This window comes from Mesorhizobium kowhaii, from assembly GCF_003253745.1.
GTDB lineage: Bacteria > Pseudomonadota > Alphaproteobacteria > Rhizobiales > Rhizobiaceae > Mesorhizobium > Mesorhizobium kowhaii.
In genome coordinates, this window is record NZ_MZXV01000013.1 from 65407 (window position 1) to 91078 (window position 25672).

Consider the following 25672-nt stretch of genomic DNA (forward strand, 5'->3'; position numbering starts at 1 on the left):
GTGTCGCATTGAACCGGATTCACCCGATGCGCTCACGCCTGTGTTTCACGCATGCCGTTGTCCCAAAATCGCTGCGCACTTTTGACGCCGCACGATCTTGCCGGAACCCTATGGCTGAAAACCTTCGCCCGGCGCGACGGTCGCGAAGCCGCCTTTGATGTCAGCCATCTGGGCTGCGCCCGGTTTTGAGCCGTGGATCCAGGCCCGGTCCGTGCTGAACGAATAGAGCGGAACGTAGTCCGGAAGATCGCTATCGCGCACAACGGTGTTGCTGAGGCTGTCGAGAATGAAGGTGCCGCTGCCTGTGCTCACCGACAGCACCGCGTGAAAGAAGCCTCTCTTGCGGTCCTGGAGAACAACGAGCGCCATGCTTTGCGTCGGAATGCCGGCCCTCAGCAGAGCCGTCATCTTGAGGATGGCAAAATCCTCGCAGTCGCCGGCCCGCCGTTCGAGAATTTCCGACGGCTTTGCCCAATAGTCGAGTTTGCCGTAGACAACGCTGTCTTTCCTGTAGGCGATCAGGCGATTTACGCTGCTGTTGACGAAGGATAGTTTCTCGCTGAAACCCTTGCCCTGAGCGGCGGAGACCATGTTGGCAAAAGCCGCACTCTTGCGCTCGCAGGCACTGCCTGCCGAGCAGCTAGTGATTGCCCGGTAGACGGGTGCCCAACGAGCCGAGACGGGAAAATTGCGCATCGACAAGGCGACCGATCCGAATACGCCGGGAATAATCGACGCCGTCTGCACCGGATCTATCCCGGCATCAGCTCGCGCCGTTGACGAGCCATCCCCGCGATCAGCAACGGCCGGGCCATAGCTGCCGAAAACCATGCTGATCCGGTAAGGGGCCGCAGGCTGCCAGGGCTGAAGCCTCGCCAGCGAAACACCGCCGAGAGAGGGCGGCGTCAGAACCTTTTCCAGAGGCGTGCCGGTAGCGGCAACCTCCCTGGAAACGGCATTCGCGAATGATGGTCCTGCCAGGCCGACAAGGCCGATTGCCAGCAGGAGCACCTTGAGCCTGGTTTTTCCCAGGACTGATTTTTCTTTTTTCATAACGCCCACCTTTGACTGTGGACGCTACCAATCTTGTCTCAAATTATTGGAAAGGAAGGTGGATAACTTTCTGAGAAATGGCTTTGTCTATTTTCTCTAAAATTTTATTTAATTTTATATTTCTATTTACCAAGAAGGCTCGCTCAACCCTCCGCCAAGCAAGCCGTACGGAAGCAAACATATACCGGGGTATATGTTCGTGGTTTACCACGTGTAAAAAATGCTGAGGCAAGCATATCGGAATATATGAAATAGATTACGGGACTGTTGCAAAGCAGAAGTGGCCGCTGTCTCTATCCGGGAAATATCGGAGGGGTTTCAGCCATGACGACCAATAACGAGTTGGACAGTTTCTCGGGTTCCTTGGACGAGCATTCCGCGTCCAATGAACACAACGGCCAGGCATCGCCGGCGGAGATCCGGGTCGCACAAGCAACTTCGGCGCAGCAGCCCGCGCCGGCAGCGGCCGAGCCGGTGCCGGTCGATGTTGGCGGCGGAGCGCCCGTCAAGCCGGAAGCGCCGGCGACAGCAAACGCACCCGCGGCGACGGCACCTCATGAATATGTGGCTGACGCCAGCAACATCGTAAAACTTCCGTCCAGCGTTTCCATCGACAACATCAAGGTCGACGGCCATAACCTTGTGCTCGAACAGGCCGACGGCTCGGTGATCGTGATCAAGGATGGCGCCTTGAACGTGCCGACCTTCGTCATCGGCGACGTCGAGGTGCCGCGCGTGGCCTTGCTGGCAGCGCTCGAGGCAAGTCATGTCGACGTTGCCTTTGGTGCCGACGGCTCCATATCGGCCGGTCCTGGCGGTTCGCCCTCGAGTGCAGGCGGGAATTTCGAAATTCCCGCAGGCGGTATCGGCGACGGGTTTGGCCTTTCGGATTTGTTGCCCCCGACAGACTTGCAGTTTGGGTTGCTGGACCGGCGTGAGCTGACGATCGGGCTCAGGGAAGAGGACTCCACCCCCTCGATCGACCTCATAGGCTCGGCAACAGTCAACGAGGCCGGCTTGCCGGCGCGCGGCGGCGAGCCTGCCGGCTCGAACGAGGCTGCGGCCTCGGAGACGACCTCGGGCAACATCGGCTTCACCTCGCCGGACGGCGTGTCGGTGGTCTCGCTCGGCGGCCATGCGCTGAGTGCGGTGGATCAAACCTTCACCGATGGGACCGGCTCGCTGACGGCGAGCTATGTGTTCGATGCGGCGACCGGCATCGGCACCATCCACTACACCTACACGCTTCTCGACAACACCGCTGGCAACGCCACCAATGTGAGCTTCCCGGTTGCGGTAACGGACGCAAATGGCGATCCGGCACCGGCCGGCAATCTGGTCATCAACATCATCGACGACGCGCCGACGGCAATTGCCGACACCGATGCGGTGGCGGCGGGTTCGCACGCGCCGGTCGGCGGCAACGTGATCAGCGGCGCCGGCAGCGACGGCAATGCGGCGGGCGCCGACACCAGGGGCGCCGATGACGCGACGGTTGCGGGCGTTGCCGCCGGCGCGACGAATGCCGATCTGGACAGCGGCGCCACGCTGAATACGCCGATCCACGGCACCTATGGCACGCTGACACTGCAGGCCGACGGCTCCTACAGCTATGTGCGCGATGCCGGCACGGCCGGCGGCGTCCACGACGTGTTCACCTACACGATCAAGGACGGCGACGGAGATCTGTCGCACACGACATTGACGATCTCGATCGGCAATTCGACACCGACGATCGGCGACCTGACGCCGGCAGCCGGCGGCGGCGACGTGACGGTCAACGAGGACGATCTGCTGGCCAGCCGCGGGGCTGGTGAATCGGCCGGCTCCGACAGCTCGAAGGAAAGCACGACGCAGGGAGGTACCTTCGCCATCTCGTCGCCAGACGGCATCGCCTCGCTGGCGATCGACGGCCACACCTTCATCACCAACGGGGTGTTCACCGCCGGCTCGTTCACGACGGCGCTGGGCAATACGCTGAACGTGACGGCCTATGATGCCGCAACCGGTCAGGTGAGCTACACCTATACGCTCCTCGACAACGAGGCGCATGCGGCCGTCCAGGGCACCAACAGCCTGTTCGAGAACTTCACCGTCACGCTCACCGACCAGGACGCGCAGAGCGTCAACGGCACGCTGTCTGTCAACATCGTTGACGACGTGCCGACGGCTACGACCGAGGCCTCGCAGAATGTCGCCGAAGGCACGACGGTGACCGGCACGCTGGACTTCGTCGCCGGCGCCGACGGCGCCACGGTGACGCATATCGGCGCCACGGCGCTGGTGTTCGGCAACGACGGCTACTCGCAGGCGATCGACATCGGCGACGGCTCGATCAAGGTCATGGCTGACGGCCACTACTCGTTCACCGCCGACAATCCGGTCATCGGGGCGGGTGCGGCTTCGGCGACCTACACGGTGACGGACGGCGACGGCGACACGGCGACGGCCGGCATCAGCTTTGCGGTGACGGACGCCAACGTTCCGACGACCGGCACGGCTGCGGCCGCGGTTGACGACGACGGCCTTGCTGGCGGCAATGCGGCGAGCACGACAGGCGATATCAACGCCAATGCGGGCGAGGTTCCGCTCAGCGCCAGCGAGGCGATCTACAACGGCACGCTTGGCGGCAGCGTCGGCGGCGATGGCGCCGGTTCCAACGGCTTCTCGTTTGCGACGCTGAACGGCACCAACGGGACGGTCGGCCAGGAGAACGTCACCTACAGCTGGAACGCCGGCACCGACACGCTGACGGCGACGGGTCCACGTGGCGATCTGTTCACGGTGCATGTGACCGATCCGGCCACCGGCGCCTACACGGTGACGCTGCTCGACAACGTGCTTCAGGCCCAGGGCCCGAACAATGAGAACAATGCGACGGTCGGTCTCGGCTATGTGATCACCGATGCCGATGGCTCGACAGCAGCGGGCACGCTGACCATCACCTTCAACGATGATGCACCGACGGCTACGACCGAGGCCTCGCAGAATGTCGCCGAAGGCACGACGGTGACCGGCACGCTGGACTTCGTCGCCGGCGCCGACGGCGCCACGGTGACGCATATCGGCGCCACGGCGCTGGTGTTCGGCAACGACGGCTACTCGCAGGCGATCGACATCGGCGACGGCTCGATCAAGGTCATGGCTGACGGCCACTACTCGTTCACCGCCGACAATCCGGTCATCGGGGCGGGTGCGGCTTCGGCGACCTACACGGTGACGGACGGCGACGGCGACACGGCGACGGCCGGCATCAGCTTTGCGGTGACGGACGCCAACGTTCCGACGACCGGCACGGCTGCGGCCGCGGTTGACGACGACGGCCTTGCTGGCGGCAATGCGGCGAGCACGACAGGCGATATCAACGCCAATGCGGGCGAGGTTCCGCTCAGCGCCAGCGAGGCGATCTACAACGGCACGCTTGGCGGCAGCGTCGGCGGCGATGGCGCCGGTTCCAACGGCTTCTCGTTTGCGACGCTGAACGGCACCAACGGGACGGTCGGCCAGGAGAACGTCACCTACAGCTGGAACGCCGGCACCGACACGCTGACGGCGACGGGTCCACGTGGCGATCTGTTCACGGTGCATGTGACCGATCCGGCCACCGGCGCCTACACGGTGACGCTGCTCGACAACGTGCTTCAGGCCCAGGGCCCGAACAATGAGAACAATGCGACGGTCGGTCTCGGCTATGTGATCACCGATGCCGATGGCTCGACAGCAGCGGGCACGCTGACCATCACCTTCAATGATGATGCTCCGACGGCGAGTGCCAACGCCGCCGTCCAGCTTGACGACGACGCGCTGGCTGGCGGCAATCCAGGCGGCATCGGCGACGATGCGAACTCGGCCAACACGACCGGGGTTCTGGCACACAGCTATGGCGCCGACGGCGCCGGCACGACGCTGCTGACGGCGGCGGGCATTGTCCTGCCGTCCGGCTTCACGGCATTGGCCAGCAATGGCGGCCAGACGCTGATCATCAGCCAGGGCGCCACGGCGGTGCTGCAGATCCAGCTCACCGACACCAGCTCGGGCGCCTACACGGTGACCCAGCTGCATGCCATCGACCACCCCGCCGGGCAGGACGAGAACAACCTGCAGTTCACCGTCAACTATGTGGCCACCGATCATGACGGCGACACGGCGACCGGCACGCTGTCGATCGACGTCGACGACGACACCCCGACGGTGTCGGCCAACACTCTGGTGCAGCTTGACGACGACGCGCTGGCTGGCGGCAATCCAGGCGGCATCGGCGACGATGCGAACTCGGCCAACACGACCGGGGTTCTGGCGCACAGCTATGGCGCCGACGGCGCCGGCACGACGCTGCTGACGGCGGCGGGCATTGTCCTGCCGTCCGGCTTCACGGCCTTGGCCAGCAATGGCGGCCAGACGCTGATCATCAGCCAGGGCGCCACGGCGGTGCTGCAGATCCAGCTCACCGACACCAGCTCTGGCGCCTACACGGTGACCCAGCTGCATGCCATCGACCACCCCGCCGGGCAGGACGAGAACAACCTGCAGTTCACCGTCAACTATGTGGCCACCGACCATGACGGCGACACGGCGACCGGCTCGCTGTCGATCGACGTCGACGACGACACCCCGACGATCACCGGCATTCAGGACGCGATCATGCCGAACGTCAACAATACCGACGTTCATGGCACTTGGCAGCCGTCTTTCGGAGCGGATGGGCCAAGCCTCACTTCGGCAATCGGCATCGCGATGGGAGCCGCACCGAGCGGGCTGACCTATGCGTTTACCGGCCAGGGGAACAATGCCAATGGCGATGCGGTGACCCAGGTCGATGTGAAGAGCGGAACAACGACACTCTACACGTTCTACGAATACACCCACTATGACACCGCCACGCATTCGTCCGAGATGTTCGCATACACGACGCTCGGCAGCGCGTTGGCCGCGTCAGGTGCCAACGAGTACTTCACGCTGACTGCTTCGGCGGCAGGCACTTACGATTTCCACCTCGTGACGAACAGCCTGCAGTCGAGCAGCACGTTCGATGTGGTATCGGGAATTCCCAACGGTAACGGTAACTTCGTCAAAATCACCGGCGGCACCGCCAGCTTCACCAACGATCCGGCTCCAGCCACCGGCTATGATGTTCTTATCGACGGCTTCAAGTCGTCAGACACCGATCCGACGCATAACAACGTGTTCAAGAACGCCAACGGCATGGGTATCGGCAACGGCAACCTGGATACGAACGAAACCCTGACCTTCAAGTTTGCTCTCGACCAGAGCCAGGTCACCATCGGCATCGGAAAGGGCGGGAACGACACGACCGAACATTTCCAGGTGACCATCTGGAATGCCGCGCATACCACGTCAGCAAGCTGGAACGTAACGCAGGCTGACGGCACGCCATTGGTTGTTGACGCAGCCCACTGGGGTACCGGCGGAACAACGACCGGCGCCTTCTTCAATTTCGGCGAGGTGGACGTAACGAACGTTGCGAGCGCCGCCGGCGACGATACCAAAGTCGTCCTGCTGTCGCTTACCTACAACTCCCAGGTAGTCGTCAGTGACACCACGCTAAACTTCGCGCTCGGCATCACCGATCATGATGGCGACACCGTCACCAGTTCCGACAATCTGTCTGTTTCTCTGGTCGGATCACACATCGGCTCCGAGACAGGCACCGACACGACCGCAGAAGTCATCGCCGCGAGTTCCGTAGCCGACACGCTCAACGGTGGTACCGGCCCAGGCGATACAGTCGACTACAGCAACGCGTTGGACTCGGTCACGATTAACCTGCTAACTCAGCTCGTGGGCGGAGCGGGGGCAGCGGGCGACCACATCAGTAACTTCGAAAACGCCATCGGCTCGAATTTCGCAGATACATTGACCGCCAACAACACCGGGAGTGCACTGTGGGGTGGCGCCGGCAATGACACCCTCATTGGCGGAGCAGGCAATGACACGCTCTATGGCGGCTCGGGACTAAACGCCATGACCGGCGGCGGCGGCAACGATACCTTTGTCATCGACCCGTCCAAACTTGCAGCGGTCGCCATGGTCGATGTCATCGCGGATTATACTCCGGGCCACGACGTTATCGACCTGTCAGATCTGCTCCGCTCCCTCGGAGGCAACGCGCCGACTACGGATGCCCAGGCAGGTGCTTCGATCGACGTTACCGTCTCAAGCGGCGCCGCTCACGTAATAGTTGACAACAATGGCACTGCTGCCGGCGGCACCATGGTCGAAGTGGCATCGCTGACGGGAGTTGCTAGCGGTTCTGCGATTACCATACTTTATGATCACAACCTGCCGACTCATACCGAAACCGTCGCTTGACGATGTTGATCTACGCACCGAGGGCCACAAACTGGTAGCCCAACAACATAGTGCGCAGTTGCACAACCATGCTATGTATCAGTGAACCATGAATTAGGGATATCGAGGGGAGCTCACTATGAAACGTTCTGCAAGACTGCTGGTTTCCGCTGCGACGCTGTTGCTGGCAGTCGGGTCGACGGGCTACGCCGCCGACATCATCGAAGGTCCTTCGGCCGACTATTGTCGCGTCGTGGGGACGTCCAACCTGGTGCTGACCGACAACATCGTCGACCTCAAGGAGCAGGTGGTGAAGCTGATGGACGAATCGGTTGCCGCCGCCAACAGCTCGGAGTGGATCAACTCTTCCCGGCCGGTTTTCGTCTGGGCATCGGAAGCCAAGGTCGCTTGCGGCATGGCTTACGGCTACCTGAAAACGAACTATCGCGACGAAGATACCCTCAACAAATGCGAGTGTTTTCACGATCGCATGGTCGAGTACATGCACTGACCGGATAAGCGAACCGACGCCTGTTGGCCATCATGATAGCCGACGGATCATTTTTGAGGGCGATCGCCGCAGCGATCGCATTGGCCGGTTTTGGCCAAACTGTCACGCCGGCCCGCGCCAACTGGCTGGAACGACCTTCCGTGGAAGAACGGCAGTCGTCCGATTTGACGCGGCCGACGCACTGTGACGCGGCCACGGAGTGGACCCGGCAGACATTCAAGGCGTTTGCGAGCTGTCAGGCATCGATCTATGGCCTGGAGCCGGTGCTGGCGCATGCCGTCATGGAGATCGAAAGCGGCTTCGATCCTGACGTGCAGGGCGCCGACGGCGAAGTCGGCCTGATGCAGGTGATGCCGGCGACGGCGCGAATGCTTGGCTTTCGAGGCTCCCTCGACGATCTGGGCGCGCCGGCGACCAACATCGCGCTTGGGGTCAAATATCTGGCCCAGGCCAACAAGCTGGCCGCGGGCGATCTGTGTACCACCGTGATGAAATATCGCGCCGGGCACAATGAAAGCCGGTTCTCGGAACTTTCGGTCCGCTACTGCCAGCGGGCGCGGGCGATCCTGGCCAAGGAGGGGATTGAAGTGACCGGGCCATTGCCGGTGGCGACATTCGGCTTTGCCGCATTTTCGTCGGGGGGAGAGGATGGGGCTCCGGCCCAGGGAAAAGGCGTTTGCGTGCGCCGTGTGTTCGTGCCCGGGCCACGATACATGAAATGCGCCGACTATCGGACTGCCGGGCAAGCGAGACAGATCAAGGCGCTCAGAGCCAGGCTTTTCGACGGCTAAAACACTACAGACGGCACAGCAACTCCGCCGTAACATGAGTTGAGACCAGACCGGGAAGAATACTCGGCGGCAGAGAGGGTGGAGCAATCATGGAAGCTGGCCGACAGGGCCGCGGTCCGCGGACATGGGCAATCGCGTTTGCGCTCGCCATGACATTGTCAGGCTGCCAGTCGAAAGGCGGCGTTTCAGAAGTGCTCGATCCGGCGGCGATTACCGCGCCTGCCGGGCAGAAAGGCGCCGCTGGTGCCGGTCCGGCCCAGGCGACCCAGTCGCTGGGCACCGGTTCGACAAAAATCACGATGTTGCTACCATTGTCCGCTCCCGGAACGGCGGGCGAAAACGGCAGGAAGATGCTCGATGCCGCCAAGCTGGCGATGACAGACATTGGCAATGGATTGCTTTCGCTGACGATAGAGGACACGAAAGGCGACAGCGCACAGGCCAGCAAATTGGCGGTAAGTGCGATAACGACGGGGTCGAAAGTGGTCATCGGCCCAACCGAATTGTCGGCAGCCCAGCATATTGCCACGCTGTCGGGATCGAAGCGTCCACCGGTTCTGGCGCTTGCCGACAATTTCGCCGGCGGCGCCGGGGTTTATGCCGTGCTCCTCAGTGAAGCCGACAGTGCCGCGGCAGGCGCCGCGGGACTCGCTGCCAAAGGTAGCAAGAAGTTCGTGTTGCTTGTCGCGGAAGGCTCAAACGCCAGCGCCGTGGAGAAGCGGGTCGCGAACAGCCTCAGCATCTATGGTGCGACGCTCGCGGTCACCGTTCCGTATTCGGCCAGCGACGGTGGCGCGAAGGCAGTCGACGAAATGGGCTCGCTCGTGGACGCTCCCGACGCCGTGATCGTCGCCAATGGCGATGGCAGCCCATCGCCTATCCTTGCCGCCCTCAAATCAAAGGGCATTCCGGGAAAGGCAATTTCCGTCGTCGGAACCAACCGTTGGCTGGAGCACCCCATGGATCCGCTGTTTGAGGGGGCATATATCGCCACGCTCGATTCGCGCGAGACCGGACCGATCGCAGACCGCTTCAGGACGACATACAATTATCCGGCCGACGTCAATGTGGCCTATGCTTATGATATGGTTGCCCTGACAGCAGGGATTGCTAGTGCGGTCGGGCCCGATGGCTTCAGCAAAAAGGTTCTCGAAAATCCAAGCGGGTTTCGTGGATCGACGGGCCTGTTTCGGTTTCGGGCTGACGGATCCAGTGAACGATCGATGCCGTTTTACCAGATTCAAAAGGGTGCTCTCAAACAGGTTGCGAAATCGACGTCGGGTTTCTGATCGGCTTTGGGAACCGGTCAATCTGATGGGTAGACTGGCTGATGGGTAGGCTGGGCCGCAGCCGCTTGGCCATCGCGCTCGGAAGCCTCCTGCTTCTGGCCGGGGTTCTGCTGATCATTCAGGCCGGGGTTTTGCTTTCGGTCGACCAGCCGGTCCTTGCCCCTTCGCGAAATAGCGGCACGCAGCCAACCCGACTGGCTATGCCCATCGTCGAAGCACACCGACGAGAACCCGCACGCAAGATTGCTCAGAACCTCATCGCTCCGCCACAGCTTGATCCTATGGAGCTCGAACGGGTGGAGCCCCGCCCGCCGCTCACCGATCTTGGTCTGGCCGTACCCCCGAAGGCACCGATGCCGGAAGATTGGCGGGAGATCCTGCTCTTCCGCCCGGTTGCCGCATCGTCCGCGATCTTCGAATCCACGGGCCGGACAGTGATCATCAGCGGGGTGCAAGGCATCGACCTCGACAGAACCTGTTCGTTTCACCACGTCACCTGGCCTTGCGGGCAGCACGCACGTGCCGCCTTCAATTCCTGGTTAAGGGGACGCGCGCTGAGCTGTTTGGTGCCGCCGGACGTCGAGCGTTTTGCCATCGCCGCGCCATGCAGGCTGGGCAGGCAGGATGTCGGCGCCTGGCTTGTCTCCAACGGCTGGGCCACCGCGCTGCCGAGTAGCATCTATGGCAAGGCGCAAGTGACTGCCCAGGGCGCGGAGATGGGCATTTTCGGTCCGCCGCGATAGGCTGCGAGGCTCAAGAACCGGAACAGTCCGGTTGCCGAAGCCGTGCTGGAATGATGGATAAGTCCGTAAGCGACCGTTCAGCGGCCGCTGGCATTCCATTGATTAACCTTTACGGCGCAGATTTCCTGGGCAAGCCGGTTGCGCGAACAGTCATTGGGTCCCATTGATCAAATTGTATGGTTTGCGGAAACCGAAAATGCTGTACGCCGGCTCTATGCTGGCTGATCTGACAGGAGATTAGCCAATGGCACAAACCGAAGCGACCGCCTCTGCGCGGGCATGGAGAGGCGTCGCATGGCTGACCTTTCTGGGGACGGCCGTGAGCCTTGGTCTTTCCCTGGGCCTCAACTACCTGCTTCTGTTCAGCGACGCGCTCACGCCGTTCGGGCGCAGCATGATGACCGCTGTGCTGGTGCCCGTGATCATTGGTCTGCCGCTTTTCGCGCTGATCGGCTGGCAGCAGCTTCAAATCCGCGGCTACCGGCAGGAACTCAACAGGTCTGGAACTTATGACAGGTTAACAGGCTGCCTGAATGGGCCGGTCTTCACGTCGATGGTCGAAAGAAGAACAATAAGGCCATCGGCGCCGGGGCCACGCTCGGGCGCCTTCCTGGTCATTCATTCGGAACATATACGGTCCATCAACCTGCGCTTTGGTCTTGAATGGGGCGACGAGGCCTTGCGGCTCATAGCCACAACCATACAATCATCGGTGCGCGCGGAGGACCTGATTGGACGCATAGGGACTTCGATGTTCGGGGTTTTCCTCTCAGGCGCGACCGAAGCAGAAGCCAAGGAAATTGGCGAGCGTATCCGCGCGCGTGTCGCGCAAGTCTATTTCGCACCAAGAGGAACCGAGGATGCCTTGACCATCAAAGTCGGCGGCGTGGTGTTTGAAAAAGAGGTGGATTTCGCGGATATGTTCCAGTCCGCCGAACAGCGCATATCCGACGCACAGGATGACGCCGGGTTTGAATTGAAGCATCTCCACAGCTGACACGCTTCGGGCAGCCTGCGGCTATTTTTCCCGCATCGCTCGGCGGAAGTTCTGCGTGATCGGCTCGGCGAGGTAAGAAAGCACGGTGCGAGCACCCGTCCGGATCATCGCCTCGCTCGACATGCCGGGCAGCAGCTTACGGCCCTCCAGCTTGGCAAGTTCGCTCTTGTCGATCAACACGGTCGCGGCGAAATACGGTGCCCCGCTGCGCTCCTCCACCATTCGGTCAGCCGATACGATCTCCACGACGCCGTCGAGTGGTGGCAGGTTGTAGCGGGCGAAGGCCGGGAAGCTGACGCGCGCGGGCTGTCCGGGGGCGATCGTCTCGACATCCTCTGGTTTGACCATTGCCTCGACCACGAGTTGTTGTCCGAGCGGCACGACTGTCATCAATGTCTCACCGGGTTTCACGACGCCGCCCGCCGTGTGGACCTTCAGGTCCATGACGATGCCGTCAACCGGTGCGACGACATTGGTACGGGTAAGCACGTCCTTGGCGGAACGCTCCTCCTGCCTGAGGTCAAACAACTCCGCCTCTACCTTGCTCAACTCCTCGACGGCCTCGTTCAGCCGCACTGTGCTGAGGTTCAGGATTTGCATGTCAATCTCGGCCATGGCGCTTCTGGCACGAGCGATTGCCGCGACGTTGGTAGCGCGCTCCCCTTCGAGCTCCCGCTGTTGTCGTCTGAGCAACAGGTTCCGCTCGCGGGTGGTCAGCCCCTTCTTGAGCAGACCCTCAAGGTCTTTGCTTTCACCCTCGATCGCTTCGATCTGCTTGTCCTCGGTGACGATAAGCCCTTCCAGTCCCGTTATCTCTTCCTCGGTCTGGTGAAGGCGCTGGCTGAGAATTTCCCGCTCGTCCTTCAAATTGTGGTGCTTCGCCGCGAACACGTCACGCTGCGCGGCCACCGCGTCCTTTGCGGCGGTGGCCGAGTTTGCGAGCAACGCCGGATCAAACTCGATCTCGGCCTTGTCGTCACGCTCAGCCCTGAGACGAGCGGCCAGCGCATCACGCGTTGCAATCCGGTTCTGGATAAGGTCGAGGTGCGCCTTCGCCTGTGTGTTGTCGAGTCGGACGAGGACCTTGCCCGCCTTGACGATATCACCGTTGGCGGCGTTCAACTCCGCGATGATGCCGCCCTCGAGGTGCTGGATGAGCTTGCGGTCGCCGGCGACCTTGATAACGCCCGGTGCCACTGCGGCGCTGTCCAACGGCGCCAGCGCCGCCCAACCCCCGGCCACGCCGAAGAACAGGAACATGATCGCGAACCCGGTGCACGTCAGGCCGGTGAGACGCAGGGGTGCCGGTTCCAGCAGGGAGGGTTGCGGCACGGGAAACGGCACGACGTTCAATTCTGGGGAACCGCTCATGCTTCTTTGACCTCTTTGACTTCCTTGACCACTTCGAGGGTTGGCGGTTGGGCTGCCATTGGCATCTGGGTCACCTTGCGGGCGCGGTTGGCGAGTTCGTTGAAGACATAGTCGCGCGGGCCGAAGAGGACTTGCTGGCCCCGGTTGAGGACCAATATCTTGTCAACCTTCGCCATGATGTTCGGGCGGTGCGCGATCAAGATGATGGTCGTTTTCGTCGCCTTGGCGATACCGATGGCGGCGACCAGTGCGTCTTCGCCCTCTTTGTCGAGGTTGGAGTTGGGTTCGTCGAGGATAAGGAGCGCCGGGTCGCCGTAGAGTGCCCGCGCCAACCCGATGCGTTGGCGCTGCCCGCCTGACAGTATTGCGCCCGCTTCGCCGATCTCGGTGGCGTAGGCTTTCGGCAGTCCCTTGATCAGTTCGTGGACGCCCGCCAACTGCGCGGCCCTGACCACGTGCTTGAAGACCGTTGGGTTGAGCGTCGCAAAGCGGGCGATGTTATCTGAGACTGTACCGGCGAAGAGCTCGATGTCCTGCGGCAGATAGCCGACGTACCGGCCCCGGTCCTCCGCCGCCCATTCGGCGACACTCATGCCGTCGAGCAGCGCGCGACCACCAGATGGACGCCAGGCGCCGGCCAGTACTCGCGCCAGGCTCGTCTTGCCGGCCCCGCTCGGGCCGATCAGTGCCATCGTTTCGCCGGGGCTGAGTTGGAAACTGATCCCCTTCAAGATCGGCTCACCGCCCTGTCGGCCGAGCGTGATGTTCTCGGCCTCGAACTTACCCTTCGGGCGAGGCAACGGCAGCACCGGCTTGACTTCTGGGTATTGACCGGCGACCGCGGTAAGACGCTTGTAAGCGGCGCGTGCCCCGACCGTCGCCTTCCACGTGGCGATCGCTTGCTCGACTGGGGCCAATGCGCGGCCCATCAGGATCGAGGCGGCGATCATGATGCCGGGTGAGGCCTCGTTCTGCAATACCAGATAAGCGCCGAGGCCGAGGATGGCCATCTGCAGGGCCAGGCGGTGGCAACGTGCGATGGCCGCGATGACGCCGCCCCGGTTGGCGGCAAGTACCTGTCCTTTGTTTGCCTCGTCCTGGTGGGCCTTCCAGCCCTCCAGCAGGGGCTTCAACATGCCCATCGCCTGCACAACCTCGGCGTTGCGGATCGCTGCCTCTGCCTGCGTGTAGGCCCGCGACTGTGCGCTTGTGGCCTCTGTCAGCGGCTTGCGTGTGATGTACTCGTTCAGCAACGCCAGTGCGAACAATACAATCCCACCGCACAATGCCAGCCAGCCCAGCCAAGGGTGCATGAGGAAGATAGCGGCGAAGAAGATCGGTGCCCAAGGCGCGTCGAGGATCGGGAAGATGCTCGGGCTGGTGAAGAAATTTCGTACTTGGTCGAGGTCGCGCAGTGGTCGCGCGTTGACCTGACCGGGGGCAGAAGCGGCGTATTCCACCGATGCGGTCAGCAGGACCGGGGCCAACCGCGCGTTCATCCATGACCCGACCTTGGCCAACAGACGCCCGCGTACCACTTCCAACCCCGCCATTGTCGCGAGTGCCCCCGCCGCCATCAGCGACAGCATCACCAGCGTCTCCAGGCTATGGCTGCCGAGTACGCGGTGGTAGACTTGGAGCATGTAAAGCGCCCCCGTCAGCATCAGCACGTTGATGCCGCCGCTGAACCAGATAAGCGGTCGGACAGCACGCTTGGCTTCCTTAATCGCCACTTGCAGTGCAGAGGGCTGTGGATTTGCCGTTTTCATCGTTTTTGTTGTCTCTGGACCGTGTGCGGGTCAGCTACAAAGACCGGCCCACAGCAGGTTGGGGCCGGTCTGTCAGTTGAGGGGCAGCGTTAACTGCCCCCCAACTGCGTTGGTCAGACGACGTCCACCAGAATGTGCTGGAGGGTGGTCGTGTCGCCGTCCGCGTCGTGCAACTGGACGCCGAAGTCGAGGTGCGCGTCCGGTGTCGTGGTCTGCGTCGAGGTGAAGCCGATGTCCACGATCTTCAACACGTCGTTGTCGGTCGGGTCCCAGTTCACCAGTGTGGTTTGAGAACTACTACCGCCCGAGCCGGTCGTCCGGTTCAGGTCGATCGCCGTCGGCGTCTCCTGAAGGCCGGCTAGGATAGGGTCACTATCGGGACCGGTGATCCCGTTGCCGGACTGCATGATCTGGGCACCCTCGATCACCCAGTTCTCGCCGGCACCGTTGTAGTCGTTCCTCTCGATGATAACGAGGCCGTCGTTGTTATCGAGTGGGAAGTCAGCGGCGTAGGCGGTAGGCACCTGGCCCGTCTTGAAGATGTCGGCGTTCGAGATGTAGACCGCCTTCGAGGTGTGCTGCGTACCGTCGGCGCTGACGAGGTCGAGGATGACCATCAGGTCCTCGCTGTTGCCGATACCGTCGAACTTGATGGCCATGTCGTTGGCCGTCTGGTTCGGGGTGATGTCCTCGTTAAGGATAGTGGGGCTGTGGTCGAAAAACCGTAGCGTCAGCAACTCGCCTTTCTGGATGGTGTCACCGGCGACCCCGTTCGTGCTCTTGGTGGCAGACACCCAATCCTCGTGGTTGTTGGTGACCAGATCGCCGGGGTTCCACGCGGTGTCAGCGGGTGTTCCGCCGTCGCTGTCGCCGGTCGTATTAAGACCGAACTTGATGGTGTTGGTGGTCGAGTTCGCCGTGAACTGCACGAAGAAGTCCCGGTCGGTCGTTTCCGGCGTGGTACTCGCGTCGAAGAGCTTCTCCACCACGATGTTCGGGTGGCCGGTGTTGCTCGTGGGCTCCTTGGATATAAGCTCACTGGTGTGCAGGATGTCTTTGGTGAAGCCCTCCGCCGCGTCGTTCAAGGTGATGGTGTAGGTGTCGGCAACCTTGTTGAAGACAAGGGTACCACCCGCCGTGGCCGTCTGGTCGCCGGCCGTGTTCGGGTCGCTGTCGTACGAGATTTGCCAGTTGAACGACGCCGAGGTGGCGCTTTCCGTCTGGAGCGTCGCGAACGAGCTAATGAACGCGGTCGTGCCTGGTGCCGGCACAAGACCGGTGAGGTTACCACCAAGGCTGAGCTGGATGCCGGCCAAGCCGGTCTGATCGACAAAGTCCGAGTGCGTGGCGTCGTAGACTGCGAACTGGTCGCTGCCGATATTGTAACCGAAGTCGCCGGTAGCCGATGACGGGTTGACGTTGGTCAGACTCTCGTGGGTCCCAATAGGCGGGATGCCGGAGAGGTTGTCCTGGTCACCGTCGAACTGCTTCGTGATCGTCGGCCCGTCGTCCTTGAAGACGAGGTTCGTGCCGATGTTGAGAGTGGCCGATTGGTGGTCACCGTCCTTGTCGGTGATGGTCGCGGTGAGCTGGACCAGATTGTCCGCCGACAGGGTCTTGCTGTCGTCGGGGTCGTTGGCGTCCGGATGCACCACCGCCCGGATCTGGTCGAGGGTGACGGCGCCCGCGGCGTTGACGGAGACCGTGAACACGAGGACGTTGGTGGTGGCGGTGCGGCCTTCAAGGACGAAGCCATTGAGCGAGAGGACGACCGCCTCACCGGTTAGCGTATCGACCAGCCCGGTTGCACCGGCATTGAAGCCCAGCGCATAGGTGATCGTGCCGGCGCCGTCGGCGCCGAAGGCCGAGCTGAAGTTGGTCGTAAAACTCTGCGTGGCGTCGGGCCCCAGCACGGTCTCGTCGACGGTCAGCGTCGGCTCCACGCCGGTGGTGGAGATCGTCGGTCCGTCGTCCTTGAAGATAAGGTTCTGACCGATGTTGAGAGTGGCCGATTGGTGGTCACCGTCCTTGTCGGTGATGGTCGCGGTGAGCTGGACCAGATTGTCCGCGGACAGGCTCTTGCTGTCGTCGGGGTCGTTGGCGTTCGGATGCACCACCGCCCGGATCTGGTCAAGCGTGACGGCGCCCGCGGCGCTGACGGAGACCGTGAACACGAGGACGTTGGTGGTGGCGGTGCGGCCTTCAACGACGCCGCCATTAAGCGAGAGGACGACCGCCTCACCGGTCGCCGTGTCGACGATGCCGGTTGAGCCCGCCGTAATGCCCAGCGCATAGGTCAGCGTGCCGGCCCCGTCGGCGCCGAAGGCCGAGCTGAAGTTGGCCGCGAAGCTCGCCGTGGCGTTGGTCGCAAGAACCGTCTCGTCGACGGTCAATGTCGGCTCCACGCCGGTCGTCGAAATGCTCGGTCCGTCGTCCTTGAAGACGAGGTTCTGGCCGATGTTGAGGGTGGCCGATAGGTGGTCACCGTCCTTGTCGGTGATGGTCGCGGTGAGCTTGACCATGTTGTCCGCGGCCAGGGTCTTGCTGTCGTCGGGGTCGTTTGCGTTCGGATGCACCACTGCCCGGATCTGATCGAGGGTGACGCTGCCCGTGGCGCTGACGGAGACCGTGAACACGAGGAGGTTGGTGGTGGCGGTGCGGCCTTCGACGACGCCGGCGCCATTGACCGAGAGGACGACCGCCTCATTGGTCGCCGTGTCGACGATGCCGGTTACGCCTGCCGTTATGCCGAGCGCGTAGGTCAGCGTGCCGGCCCCGTCAGTGCCGTAGGCCGAGCTGAAGTTGGCTACAAAGCTCGCCGTGGCGTTGGTCGCAAGAACCGTCTCGTCGACGGTCAGTGTCGGCTCCGTGCCGGTCGTCGAAATGCTCGGGCCGTCGTCGTCGGTGAACAGCTTGTCGCCGACCGATTGGGTCACCGTCACGCCTTGCGACAGGTCGACCCGGCCGACGTCGAATTTGCCGACCACCGCCGTCGCCTGGAAGCGGTTGAAGGTTTCCACTGCCTGTGTGCTGCTGTTGTCGGTGAACCACTGCACCGTATAGGCATCGTTGAGGTGCTGGGCGGTTATGGTTCCGTCCACGTTGAAGGTGACGAAGCTGTTCGACAACGTCGTGTCGGTGACTAGCTGGCCGTTGCCATCCCTGATGACGACGCGAACGATCGCCACCGCCGCATCGTCGGCAAGCGCGCTTTGGTTGGCATCATTGCCAAGATTGGCGCCGCTGGCCAGATTGTTGTCGATGTAGCTGCGGCCCTGCTCGGGAGAGGTTGTCGCGCCGCCGGCGCTGAAGGCGCCGATCTTCACGGTGAAGTTGGTGCCCGGACTGCCCTCGGTCTGGGAGATGAAGAGCTTGGCGTCGGTGACATCGATGAAGTCGGTGTAGCTCATGTTGTCGATGTCGCCATAAGTGCCCGGTGCCTGGCCCTTGACGAAGCTAAACACGGCCGTCTCACCCGGATCGAACATCTGGTTGTTGACGCCGATCGTGGCGCCGATGCCGCCCTGGCTGGTCTTGATGTTGTCGCCTGAATTGTCGAGCGTTCCGTCTGCCTTGATGACCGGATGTATGCCGCTCACCACCAATCCTGCGCCCGATGTGCCGACCGCCACGAACAGATGGTTGCCGGAGTCGAGATTGTCGAAATTGAATGAGGTCGATCCCGAAGCAGAGACATTGAGCAGGTCGGTCCAGTCGATCTGGTCATCAGGATTCGCGGTATTGGGATGAGCAATGGCCTCGAAGGTCACCATCTCGACGCTGGCGCTGAGCTTGTCGCCGGCCGCGTTCAGGTAGAAAGCAGCGACGACATCGCCTACGCCTTCGGTGGCGCTGGTCGTGGCGAGTACGATCGTGCCGTTCGCATAGGAATGCAGATAGATGGCGTCGCCATCGACCGTCTGCAGCGGGCTGCCATTGAAGATGACCTGGTCGCCGTCAAGCGGCGCGCCGCTGGGATCGGAGAAGGACAGCTTGCTGATCGTCGCGCCCTCCGGATTGACCGTGACAAGATTGGCGGCGCTTTTCGCAGCCTCGACGTCGTCGGCATAGGCAAGCTGGGCGGCCGACAATGCAAGGTCGCCGGCCAGGCCGTTCAGGAAAGTCTGGAAAGCGGATGAAAGCCCGCTGAGAGTGTTGGTGATCGCAGTATCGTTATCCGTCAGCCCCGAGCTCTGATCCAAAATCAATGTGCCGTTGATGGTGATGATAGCCATGATCGCTGTCCCCTTCGGTGAGGTTGTTTCTAACGATCCGCACATCCGGTGATGCCGGATGCCCCTACCCAAGTGCATCCGGTCGCGCTGAATTGCGGCCTTTAATCCTCCATTGTGCCGCCGACGCCGAGGACGCGTCCATTCCCGGTTCGATAGTGTTGTGGTGAATGTCCGCACCTGATCGAACGATATATATCCTTCGATAGACCAGGCCCGGCGCGGGCGTCGCGGGCGGTCGCGCCGGCATCGAGGCCGACGCCATCAGGCGGCTTTGCGTTCTGTTGCCGCACGATATCGATGCTAATGGAAGGCGATGGTCAGATCAGGCCGGTTCCTGGACGCTCGGCGCCTTTGCCATGCGCCACCCAGGCCAACTCCGCCCGGCTGCCGAGGTGCAGCTTCTCGTAGACGTGATGCAGGTGCATCTTCACCGTGCCTTCGGATACATGCAGCCGCTGCGCGATGGTCTTGTTGCGCAACCCGCGCGAGACGAGATCGGCGATCTCGGTCTCCCGCCCGGTCAGGCTGGACATCGGCTGGTGCTGCGTTTCTGGCATCAGCAGATGCTGGAGGATCTTGTGGTCGATCCACTTCTTGCCTGCCGCCACCGCATTCACGCATTCGATGAGATAGCGGTGGCTGATGCCGTCCAGAAGCAGGCCGTCGCCGTCGAGCGCCTGTATTTCCTTGATGCCGAGCCTGCCGTTTGGCTGCACGATGAAGATGATGCCGAGAGCGCTGTCGCAAGCCCTCAGCCGGGAGGAAAGACCGGCCATCCGCGGGTCCGCTATATCCAGGCCGACGATGACGATATCAGGCCGATGGCGCTCCACATGAGGGACAATGTCGACAGGGCGGCGGCACTGGGCGACAACATCGTGTCCAGCCTTCCGCAGAACCCAATCCAGACCGGCGAGATACACCCCCCGCGGGTCCGCGACAACCAAGGTCGACATGCGAACACCGTCCGGAAACGCAACAAACTTGTCTAAATACCCATCAAATCAGGAAACCAGAGCTTAGGCAGGTTGTCAAGTAATAACTAATATAACTTTGGCTATAATAGCAACCCGAGGCGCTCAAGCGACCGGCGCGGGCACTCCGCACGTCAGCAGGTTCGGCTGACGCCGACGGATGCTACGTGGCAGCGCCCATTCGCCAGGCTCCGATCCCTTTCGACATTCCGACGACGATGGTGTCTACCACGACATGTCCGAGATCGTGGCGAGGCACAGGATTAGGCGCCTTGTTGATGGAGACAGTGTTGAACGACCCGGCGCTCGTCAACGTCAAGCACCGAGAACTTTACTGCCTGGAGGACATGGTCCCGTTCTATGAAAAATGGGGATTCACGGACAACCTGCCAGGCCTCTATTTCATGAGGAAGTCTACTTAGGCTAGCCCAGCGCGTGACGCCTATCGATCAGCACGATCTGTAAGGGTGCCGTCAGCGCAGGCGCCAAAGCTCCATAAGATGCAGACTGGAATTCAGCCTAATATCCATTGTTTTCAAATCTTACATTCAGTCACGGTCGGCTTTTGACCCAACGGCGACATTTGTCTGGACCGTCGGTAGTTCTCGTCAGGGTGGAAACTGGAAGTTCGACGCGAACCCAACAGAGAGCTCGCCGGCTGTTCACGGCTGCTCTACGCGCTCAGTCCTCGGACAAGCCGACCAGACAACTATCCGTCCAGAAGCGACGCGGGATCAAGGGACGTCGCCTGGCCGGACGTGACGCGCAGGAGAGGGCATCTTTGCAACCGCGACGATCACTCCGGCACGCCGGAGATGCCCAGCGACTCGACGTAACGCTCGGCGAACACCTTGTCCAGCCACGGGTTGATCTGTCTCTGCAGGGTGAGCGTGTAGGTCGGGAACGCCTCCATCAGCCGCCGCGCCGCCGCCTGCGCCTCGTCCAGCCGGTTGAGTTTGACCAGCGCCATGATCACCACCCGGTGCGAGGAGCCGTAGTTCGGCATCTCGTGCAGCGCGCGTTCTCCCCATGCCAGCGCTTCCTCGTAGCGCTCGAGCATCAGGTAGCTCATCCCGATGCCGGAGAGCGCGATGCCCTTCTCAGGGTCGACCGGGCTCAGCCGCATTGCCCTGTGAAAGTGCTCGATCGCGACGAGCGGGCGACTGGAATGTGCGTTCACCCAGCCGCTGCCCGTATGGCCCTGCGCCGAATTGGGGTTGAGCAGCAGGGATCGTTCGATCGTGCCCAGCGCCATCTCGTAGTCCTTCGCGCTGTAGGCGATCACCTGCGCGGCGAAGCGTAGGCTCGTGGGGTCGTCGCGCGCTTCCGCCAGTACCTCGCGCGCCATGCGCCCGGCGACTCGGATATCGTCGGGCTCGTGCCAGCACTGGCTCACGGATAGGCTGCGGATATAGGCGCCGAGTGCCTTCGCCAAGTTGAAGCCAGGGTCGATGCTGAGCGCCTCGTTGGTGAGCCGGCGCACGTCGGCAAAGCCTTCGCGCGTCATGCTGTAGAAGCGCGGCAGCGCGCGAAGGTAGAGGTCGTAGGCGCTGATGTAGTCGGTCGGCTTCATGCGCGCTTGCTTGATCTCCTCCAGCCGGATGCTCGGCTCGACAGCGCCGACAACGCTCTCGGTCACCTTGTCCTGCAGGTCGAAGATGTCGCTCACGTCGCCCTCGAAGCGATCGACCCAGACATGGTGTCCGCTGATCGCGTCCACTAACTGCCCACTGATGCGCACCCGCGATCCTGCTCTGCGGATGCTGCCTTCGAGCACGTAGCGGACGCCCAGCTCGCGCCCGACCTGGCGCAGGTCCACCGCCCGGCCCTTGTAGGTGAAGGACGAGTTGCGGGCGATCACGAAGAAGGAGTTCACCCGGCTCAATCCCGTGATGATGTCCTCCACCAGCCCGTCGGCGAAGTATTCCTGGTCGGGATCGCCGCTCATGTTGGTGAAAGGCAGAACCGCGATCGAGGGTTTCTCAGGCAGGGGAGGCGGTGCAGCCACCGAGGCGCTGGCGTCGGTCTCGACGCGGTAGGCGCGCACAGGCCGCTCGATGTTCTTGAGGCGCAGCTCGCCGAGCGGCGTGAAGCCGCAGTCGAGCTTGCCCTGAAGGTGGTCGTAGGCGGTGCCCGAGACGACCACGGTGCCGGGATCGGCGATGCTTTCGAGGCGGGCGGCGATGTTGACCCCGTCGCCGTAGAGGTCGCCGTCCTCCTCGCAGACCACGTCGCCGAGATTGACGCCGATGCGGAAGCGAATCCGCTCTTCCTTGGGCGTCTCCGCCTCGTGTTCTGCCAGGGCCTGCTGGATCGCCATCGCCGAGGTCACCGCGTTAACGACGCTCCCGAACTCGCACAGCATGCCGTCGCCGGTGAGCTTGACGATCCGACCCTGGTGCTCGGAGACCAGCGGTTCGAGGAGGTCCTTGCGGTAGATCTTCAGCCGCTCGAGCGTGCCGCGCTCGTCGCGCTCCGTCAGGCGCGAATAGCCGACCACGTCGCAAGCCATGATCGCTGCGAGGTGGCGCTGCGTGGTCATTGCACCGCTCGGCCAAGCGCCTGCACGCGGGCCGCCCCGCGTCCATGTCCTGCCAACTTCCAGACGACCCACGTGCATGGTATCCATCTCTCCCAGTCTCCGCCCGTCGCCGATACAGAACGGAGAACGCGGCTTGACCTTGCCTTCACGAGATTTCGCTATCCCGCTTGCGGGGCGTGGAGCGTTCCACTCGCCGCTCTAACAGCCAACCGACGACACGCCCACGCAGCCTCTGGGACGCTGACACGCCACTCCCAGAAGGCCGGAGATATTTCCTGCCCTGTGTAACCGGTTGACGCCACCGTAGCGGTGCTTTTGTATCGGGCATCACACCAGACGTTCGCGCTTAGAGCTGCTGAGGTCGGTAAGTGGCGCGTTCCTGACATTCAGTCAGCCAAAGAGATACTGAAAAGGCGGCTTCTGACCCCAAGCAGATTTTCACAGGTGAAGGCGCGCACGACTGCTTTGCGCCGCAACTTGGACGTAGAGTCCAATTTGCGGTTGCCCGAAAGCAGACATCTCCAGCGACCACCTTGGAGGTCGGGTCGCGCCAGGAACCTGCTATGCCGGAAGAGATGACGGACGGTCTCATCGGTATCGGCGGAGCCGCGAATCTGTGGTAAGCCGCCGCTCAACCAACCAAAGGACGACACCTGTGAGCGAACCGACCGTGGCCCAGGCGACCGAAAGTATCTATGCCTCGCTCCGGGCGGACAATGCCGACATCGACGCACATATCGCGACGCTTAAGGCGGCGCTGAGACGAGAAGGGATAAAACAGGCGGTGTTCGATCCGACCAAGTTGGCGCAGAACAACCGCTCGGGCCGCAAGTTGATGCAGGCTTATTTTCGGCAGCGCGGCGTGAGCGTGAGGTTTTCGGACTAGTAGAGCCGCGCGCAGGTGATCTCAAGCGCGCCGCCGGGATTTCTCGGCCGGTCCGGCGGTTCGCCATCTGGACGTCGGGACTGCGCCGCATAGTCGCCGTCCGCCGATCCCCTCGCCAATCCTGGAAATGCCGTACGTTCACCTTCGGCCGGCGGTTAACATGGACATTTCCGCCCGACAGCTTTTGGCAAGATCGGCGTTGATAGCTGCCTATCGCGAGGCCAGCCGAAATACGGATTTGGTTGCGCTCTGGCGGCAACATCATGCCGCCGATTAGGCGCAGATGAAAATCCGTATGGACGAGGCGACCTCGCGAATGGCGACATCAACAAAGTGCCGCGTACCCGATGGTGACCTTGGCCTCAAATCCCAGATTGGCTAGAGTTCGTGGCATGCTGAACGCCATTCACCACGTCGCGCTCATCTGCACCGACTACGACCGGTCGCGACGGTTCTACGTCGAACTCCTCGGCCTCGATCTGATCCGGGAGGTCTATCGGGAGGAGCGGCAGTCATGGAAGGCCGATCTGCGGATCGGGTCCGCCCAGCTGGAATTGTTCTCCTTCCCTGCACCAGTGATGCGGCCGTCCCACCCAGAGGCGACAGGCCTGAGACATCTGGCATTTGCCGTGGCGAATCTTGATCCCGTAATTATGCGCCTGGAAGCCGCCGGCGTTGCCGTTGAGCCAGTCCGGATCGACCCATATACAAACCAACGGTTTACCTTTTTCAGCGACCCAGATGGATTGCCGCTGGAACTCTACGAAGCCCCATAAGGAACGGTTCGCTTTCGCGACCACGTCATCGGAGGTGGGAACGGCAGTCGGCTCATATAATCCGCCAACTCGGGCGCGTCACCGGGCTCCTTGCCACGGGCTAGGAGGCCGACCGCTCTGCGCCTTATGTCGGTCGTTGAGCAGGCCATAGCTGCATCCCAAAAGCAGACATCCGAGTGAACCGGCGAGAAGGCTCGTTTGCGCCAGAGGCTGCCATTGGTTGTTACTCGCGGAACGATATCGTCCGAAAGAGACCGGAGTGCGTCTAACGCTAGCTTGGCCGACCGATCCACCGCACGATTTCATAGGCCGGCATCGGGCGGCGAAAACCCTTCAGCGTCAGTTCGCCAACAAGAACGGATTCGACCATCGACTCGACAGCGCCGAGGACCCGTTGGCTAACAAGAATCTGGCGGGATTTGGCCTCCTCGCACAATCGGGCGGCATGGTTCGACACAGTGCCGATGACGGCATAGTCCGAGCGCTGATCAAAACCGATGCGCCCGATGGTTGCGTGACCCCTGGCAATGCCGATCCCGAAGCCCAGCAAATAGTCCCGCTTGCGCCATCGCTCTGAATGCTCGTCAATCGCGTCGCGCATCGCGGCAGCCATCGAGACGGCTCTCTCGCTGTGGTCGGCGCATAGCAGTGGATCGTTGAAAACCACGACGATACCGTCGCCCACGAACCGCTCGAGAGTTCCCTCGTGGCGGACGATTTGTTCACCAAGACAGGAATGATACTCGGCAAGAACTGTCATGACTTCTTCGGGTTCGGCGGTCTCTGCGAAGGCCGTAAAGCCGCGCAAATCGCAAAAGACAACGGTCACCTCGCGACGGTGGCTCTGCAAGAGCGCGTCTCCATTGCCCGCCGCAACAATGAGGTCGGCGACCTGTTCGGGCAGGAACCGCCTGAGCCGCGCCATTCGCTCGAGCTCCGTCACCTGGTCGGCCACGGTTTGCTCGAGCGAGCGGTTCCAGCCGGAAAGTTGCGCGGCTTGGTCCTCAAGGCGCTTGGCCTGGCTCGCGACAGTGTCGTGAAGCGCCTTCTGGCGCAGCATCGAGCGCACCCGCGCCAACAGCGCCTGGTGCTCGAAGGGCTTTGTCAGATAGTCGTCGCCCCCGGCGTCCAGCCCCTCGACCACATCGCGCGTGTCGGCCTTCGCGGTGACGAGGATAACCGGAATCGCCTGCAGGGAGCTGTCCTGCTTGAGCATGCGTACCACACTGATACCGTCGAGCTTCGGCATCATGATGTCGAGCAGGATCAGATCCGGCGTGAGTTCGCGGGCTTTCGCAAGCCCCTCTTCACCATCGGCTGCGGTTGCAACTTCGTAGCCGTTCGCCTCGAGGCGCATGCGCAGGATCTCGAGGTTTTCCGGAGTATCGTCGACCGCGAGAATGCAAGGCGGATCGTGCAAGGCGCT

The 25672-nt window shown here is 62.2% G+C and carries 15 protein-coding genes; 8 read left to right on the forward strand and 7 right to left on the reverse strand.

All coding sequences use genetic code 11. The annotated features are described in order from the left end of the window. Nucleotides 1-108 precede the first annotated feature (108 nt). Nucleotides 109-1053, reverse strand: coding sequence for a transglutaminase-like cysteine peptidase (locus B5V02_RS02735; RefSeq protein WP_111542721.1), 945 nt, complete (start codon nucleotides 1051-1053; stop codon nucleotides 109-111). A 324-nt stretch (nucleotides 1054-1377) separates the two neighbouring features. Here B5V02_RS02735 and B5V02_RS02740 point away from each other — a divergent pair, with 324 nt between their 5' ends. The 6 genes from B5V02_RS02740 to B5V02_RS02765 all read left to right on the forward strand — a co-directional run bounded on the left by B5V02_RS02740 (nucleotide 1378) and on the right by B5V02_RS02765 (nucleotide 11693). Next, nucleotides 1378-7383 (forward strand): DUF5801 repeats-in-toxin domain-containing protein, encoded by a 6006-nt coding sequence (locus B5V02_RS02740; RefSeq protein ID WP_111542722.1) that lies wholly within the window; start codon nucleotides 1378-1380, stop codon nucleotides 7381-7383. A gap of 118 nt (nucleotides 7384-7501) precedes the next feature. Next, nucleotides 7502-7873, forward strand: coding sequence for a hypothetical protein (locus B5V02_RS02745; protein WP_111542723.1), 372 nt, complete (start codon nucleotides 7502-7504; stop codon nucleotides 7871-7873). A gap of 32 nt (nucleotides 7874-7905) precedes the next feature. Beyond that, a complete protein-coding gene (locus tag B5V02_RS02750; RefSeq protein WP_111542724.1) occupies nucleotides 7906-8664 on the forward strand; it encodes a lytic transglycosylase domain-containing protein in 759 nt (252 codons plus the stop codon). An 89-nt stretch (nucleotides 8665-8753) separates the two neighbouring features. Next, a complete protein-coding gene (locus tag B5V02_RS02755; protein ID WP_111542725.1) occupies nucleotides 8754-9953 on the forward strand; it encodes a type 1 periplasmic-binding domain-containing protein in 1200 nt (399 codons plus the stop codon). A gap of 65 nt (nucleotides 9954-10018) precedes the next feature. Beyond that, nucleotides 10019-10696 carry a thermonuclease family protein gene (locus B5V02_RS02760; RefSeq protein ID WP_245445636.1) on the forward strand — a complete coding sequence of 226 codons (678 nt, stop codon included), beginning with the start codon at nucleotides 10019-10021 and terminating at the stop codon, nucleotides 10694-10696. A gap of 244 nt (nucleotides 10697-10940) precedes the next feature. Then, on the forward strand, nucleotides 10941-11693 hold the full coding sequence (locus B5V02_RS02765) for a GGDEF domain-containing protein (RefSeq protein ID WP_111542727.1): 753 nt from the start codon (nucleotides 10941-10943) through the stop codon (nucleotides 11691-11693). Between the two features lie 21 nt (nucleotides 11694-11714). Here B5V02_RS02765 and B5V02_RS02770 read toward each other — a convergent pair whose 3' ends face one another. From B5V02_RS02770 to B5V02_RS02795, 5 genes are all read right to left on the reverse strand, one after another. Next, the gene (locus tag B5V02_RS02770) at nucleotides 11715-13064 is read right to left on the reverse strand and encodes an HlyD family type I secretion periplasmic adaptor subunit (RefSeq protein WP_111542728.1); all 1350 of its coding nucleotides are present in this window, start codon (nucleotides 13062-13064) and stop codon (nucleotides 11715-11717) included. After that, nucleotides 13061-14833 (reverse strand): type I secretion system permease/ATPase, encoded by a 1773-nt coding sequence (locus B5V02_RS02775; protein WP_111542729.1) that lies wholly within the window; start codon nucleotides 14831-14833, stop codon nucleotides 13061-13063. The genes B5V02_RS02770 and B5V02_RS02775 overlap by 4 nt, the downstream gene beginning before the upstream one ends. A gap of 113 nt (nucleotides 14834-14946) precedes the next feature. Further along, nucleotides 14947-19068 (reverse strand): DUF5801 repeats-in-toxin domain-containing protein, encoded by a 4122-nt coding sequence (locus B5V02_RS02780; protein ID WP_111542730.1) that lies wholly within the window; start codon nucleotides 19066-19068, stop codon nucleotides 14947-14949. 317 nt (nucleotides 19069-19385) lie between these two features. Further along, nucleotides 19386-19844, reverse strand: a complete 459-nt coding sequence (locus B5V02_RS02785) for a response regulator transcription factor (protein WP_245445638.1) — start codon at nucleotides 19842-19844, stop codon at nucleotides 19386-19388. Nucleotides 19845-20838: 994 nt separating this feature from the next. Beyond that, nucleotides 20839-22584, reverse strand: coding sequence for an adenylate/guanylate cyclase domain-containing protein (locus tag B5V02_RS02795; protein ID WP_111542732.1), 1746 nt, complete (start codon nucleotides 22582-22584; stop codon nucleotides 20839-20841). A gap of 655 nt (nucleotides 22585-23239) precedes the next feature. On the opposite strand from B5V02_RS02795, the gene B5V02_RS02800 reads away from it, so the two are divergent. Together B5V02_RS02800 and gloA2 are read left to right on the forward strand one after the other, a co-directional pair. Beyond that, on the forward strand, nucleotides 23240-23470 hold the full coding sequence (locus B5V02_RS02800) for a hypothetical protein (protein ID WP_111542733.1): 231 nt from the start codon (nucleotides 23240-23242) through the stop codon (nucleotides 23468-23470). Between the two features lie 392 nt (nucleotides 23471-23862). Next, on the forward strand, nucleotides 23863-24246 hold the full coding sequence (gene gloA2, locus B5V02_RS02805) for an SMU1112c/YaeR family gloxylase I-like metalloprotein (RefSeq protein ID WP_111542734.1): 384 nt from the start codon (nucleotides 23863-23865) through the stop codon (nucleotides 24244-24246). 271 nt (nucleotides 24247-24517) lie between these two features. Here the strand turns inward: gloA2 and B5V02_RS02810 are convergent, their stop codons facing one another. Then, complete coding sequence (locus tag B5V02_RS02810) at nucleotides 24518-25666, reverse strand: response regulator (protein WP_111542735.1); 1149 nt, start codon at nucleotides 25664-25666, stop codon at nucleotides 24518-24520. Nucleotides 25667-25672: the final 6 nt, after the last annotated feature.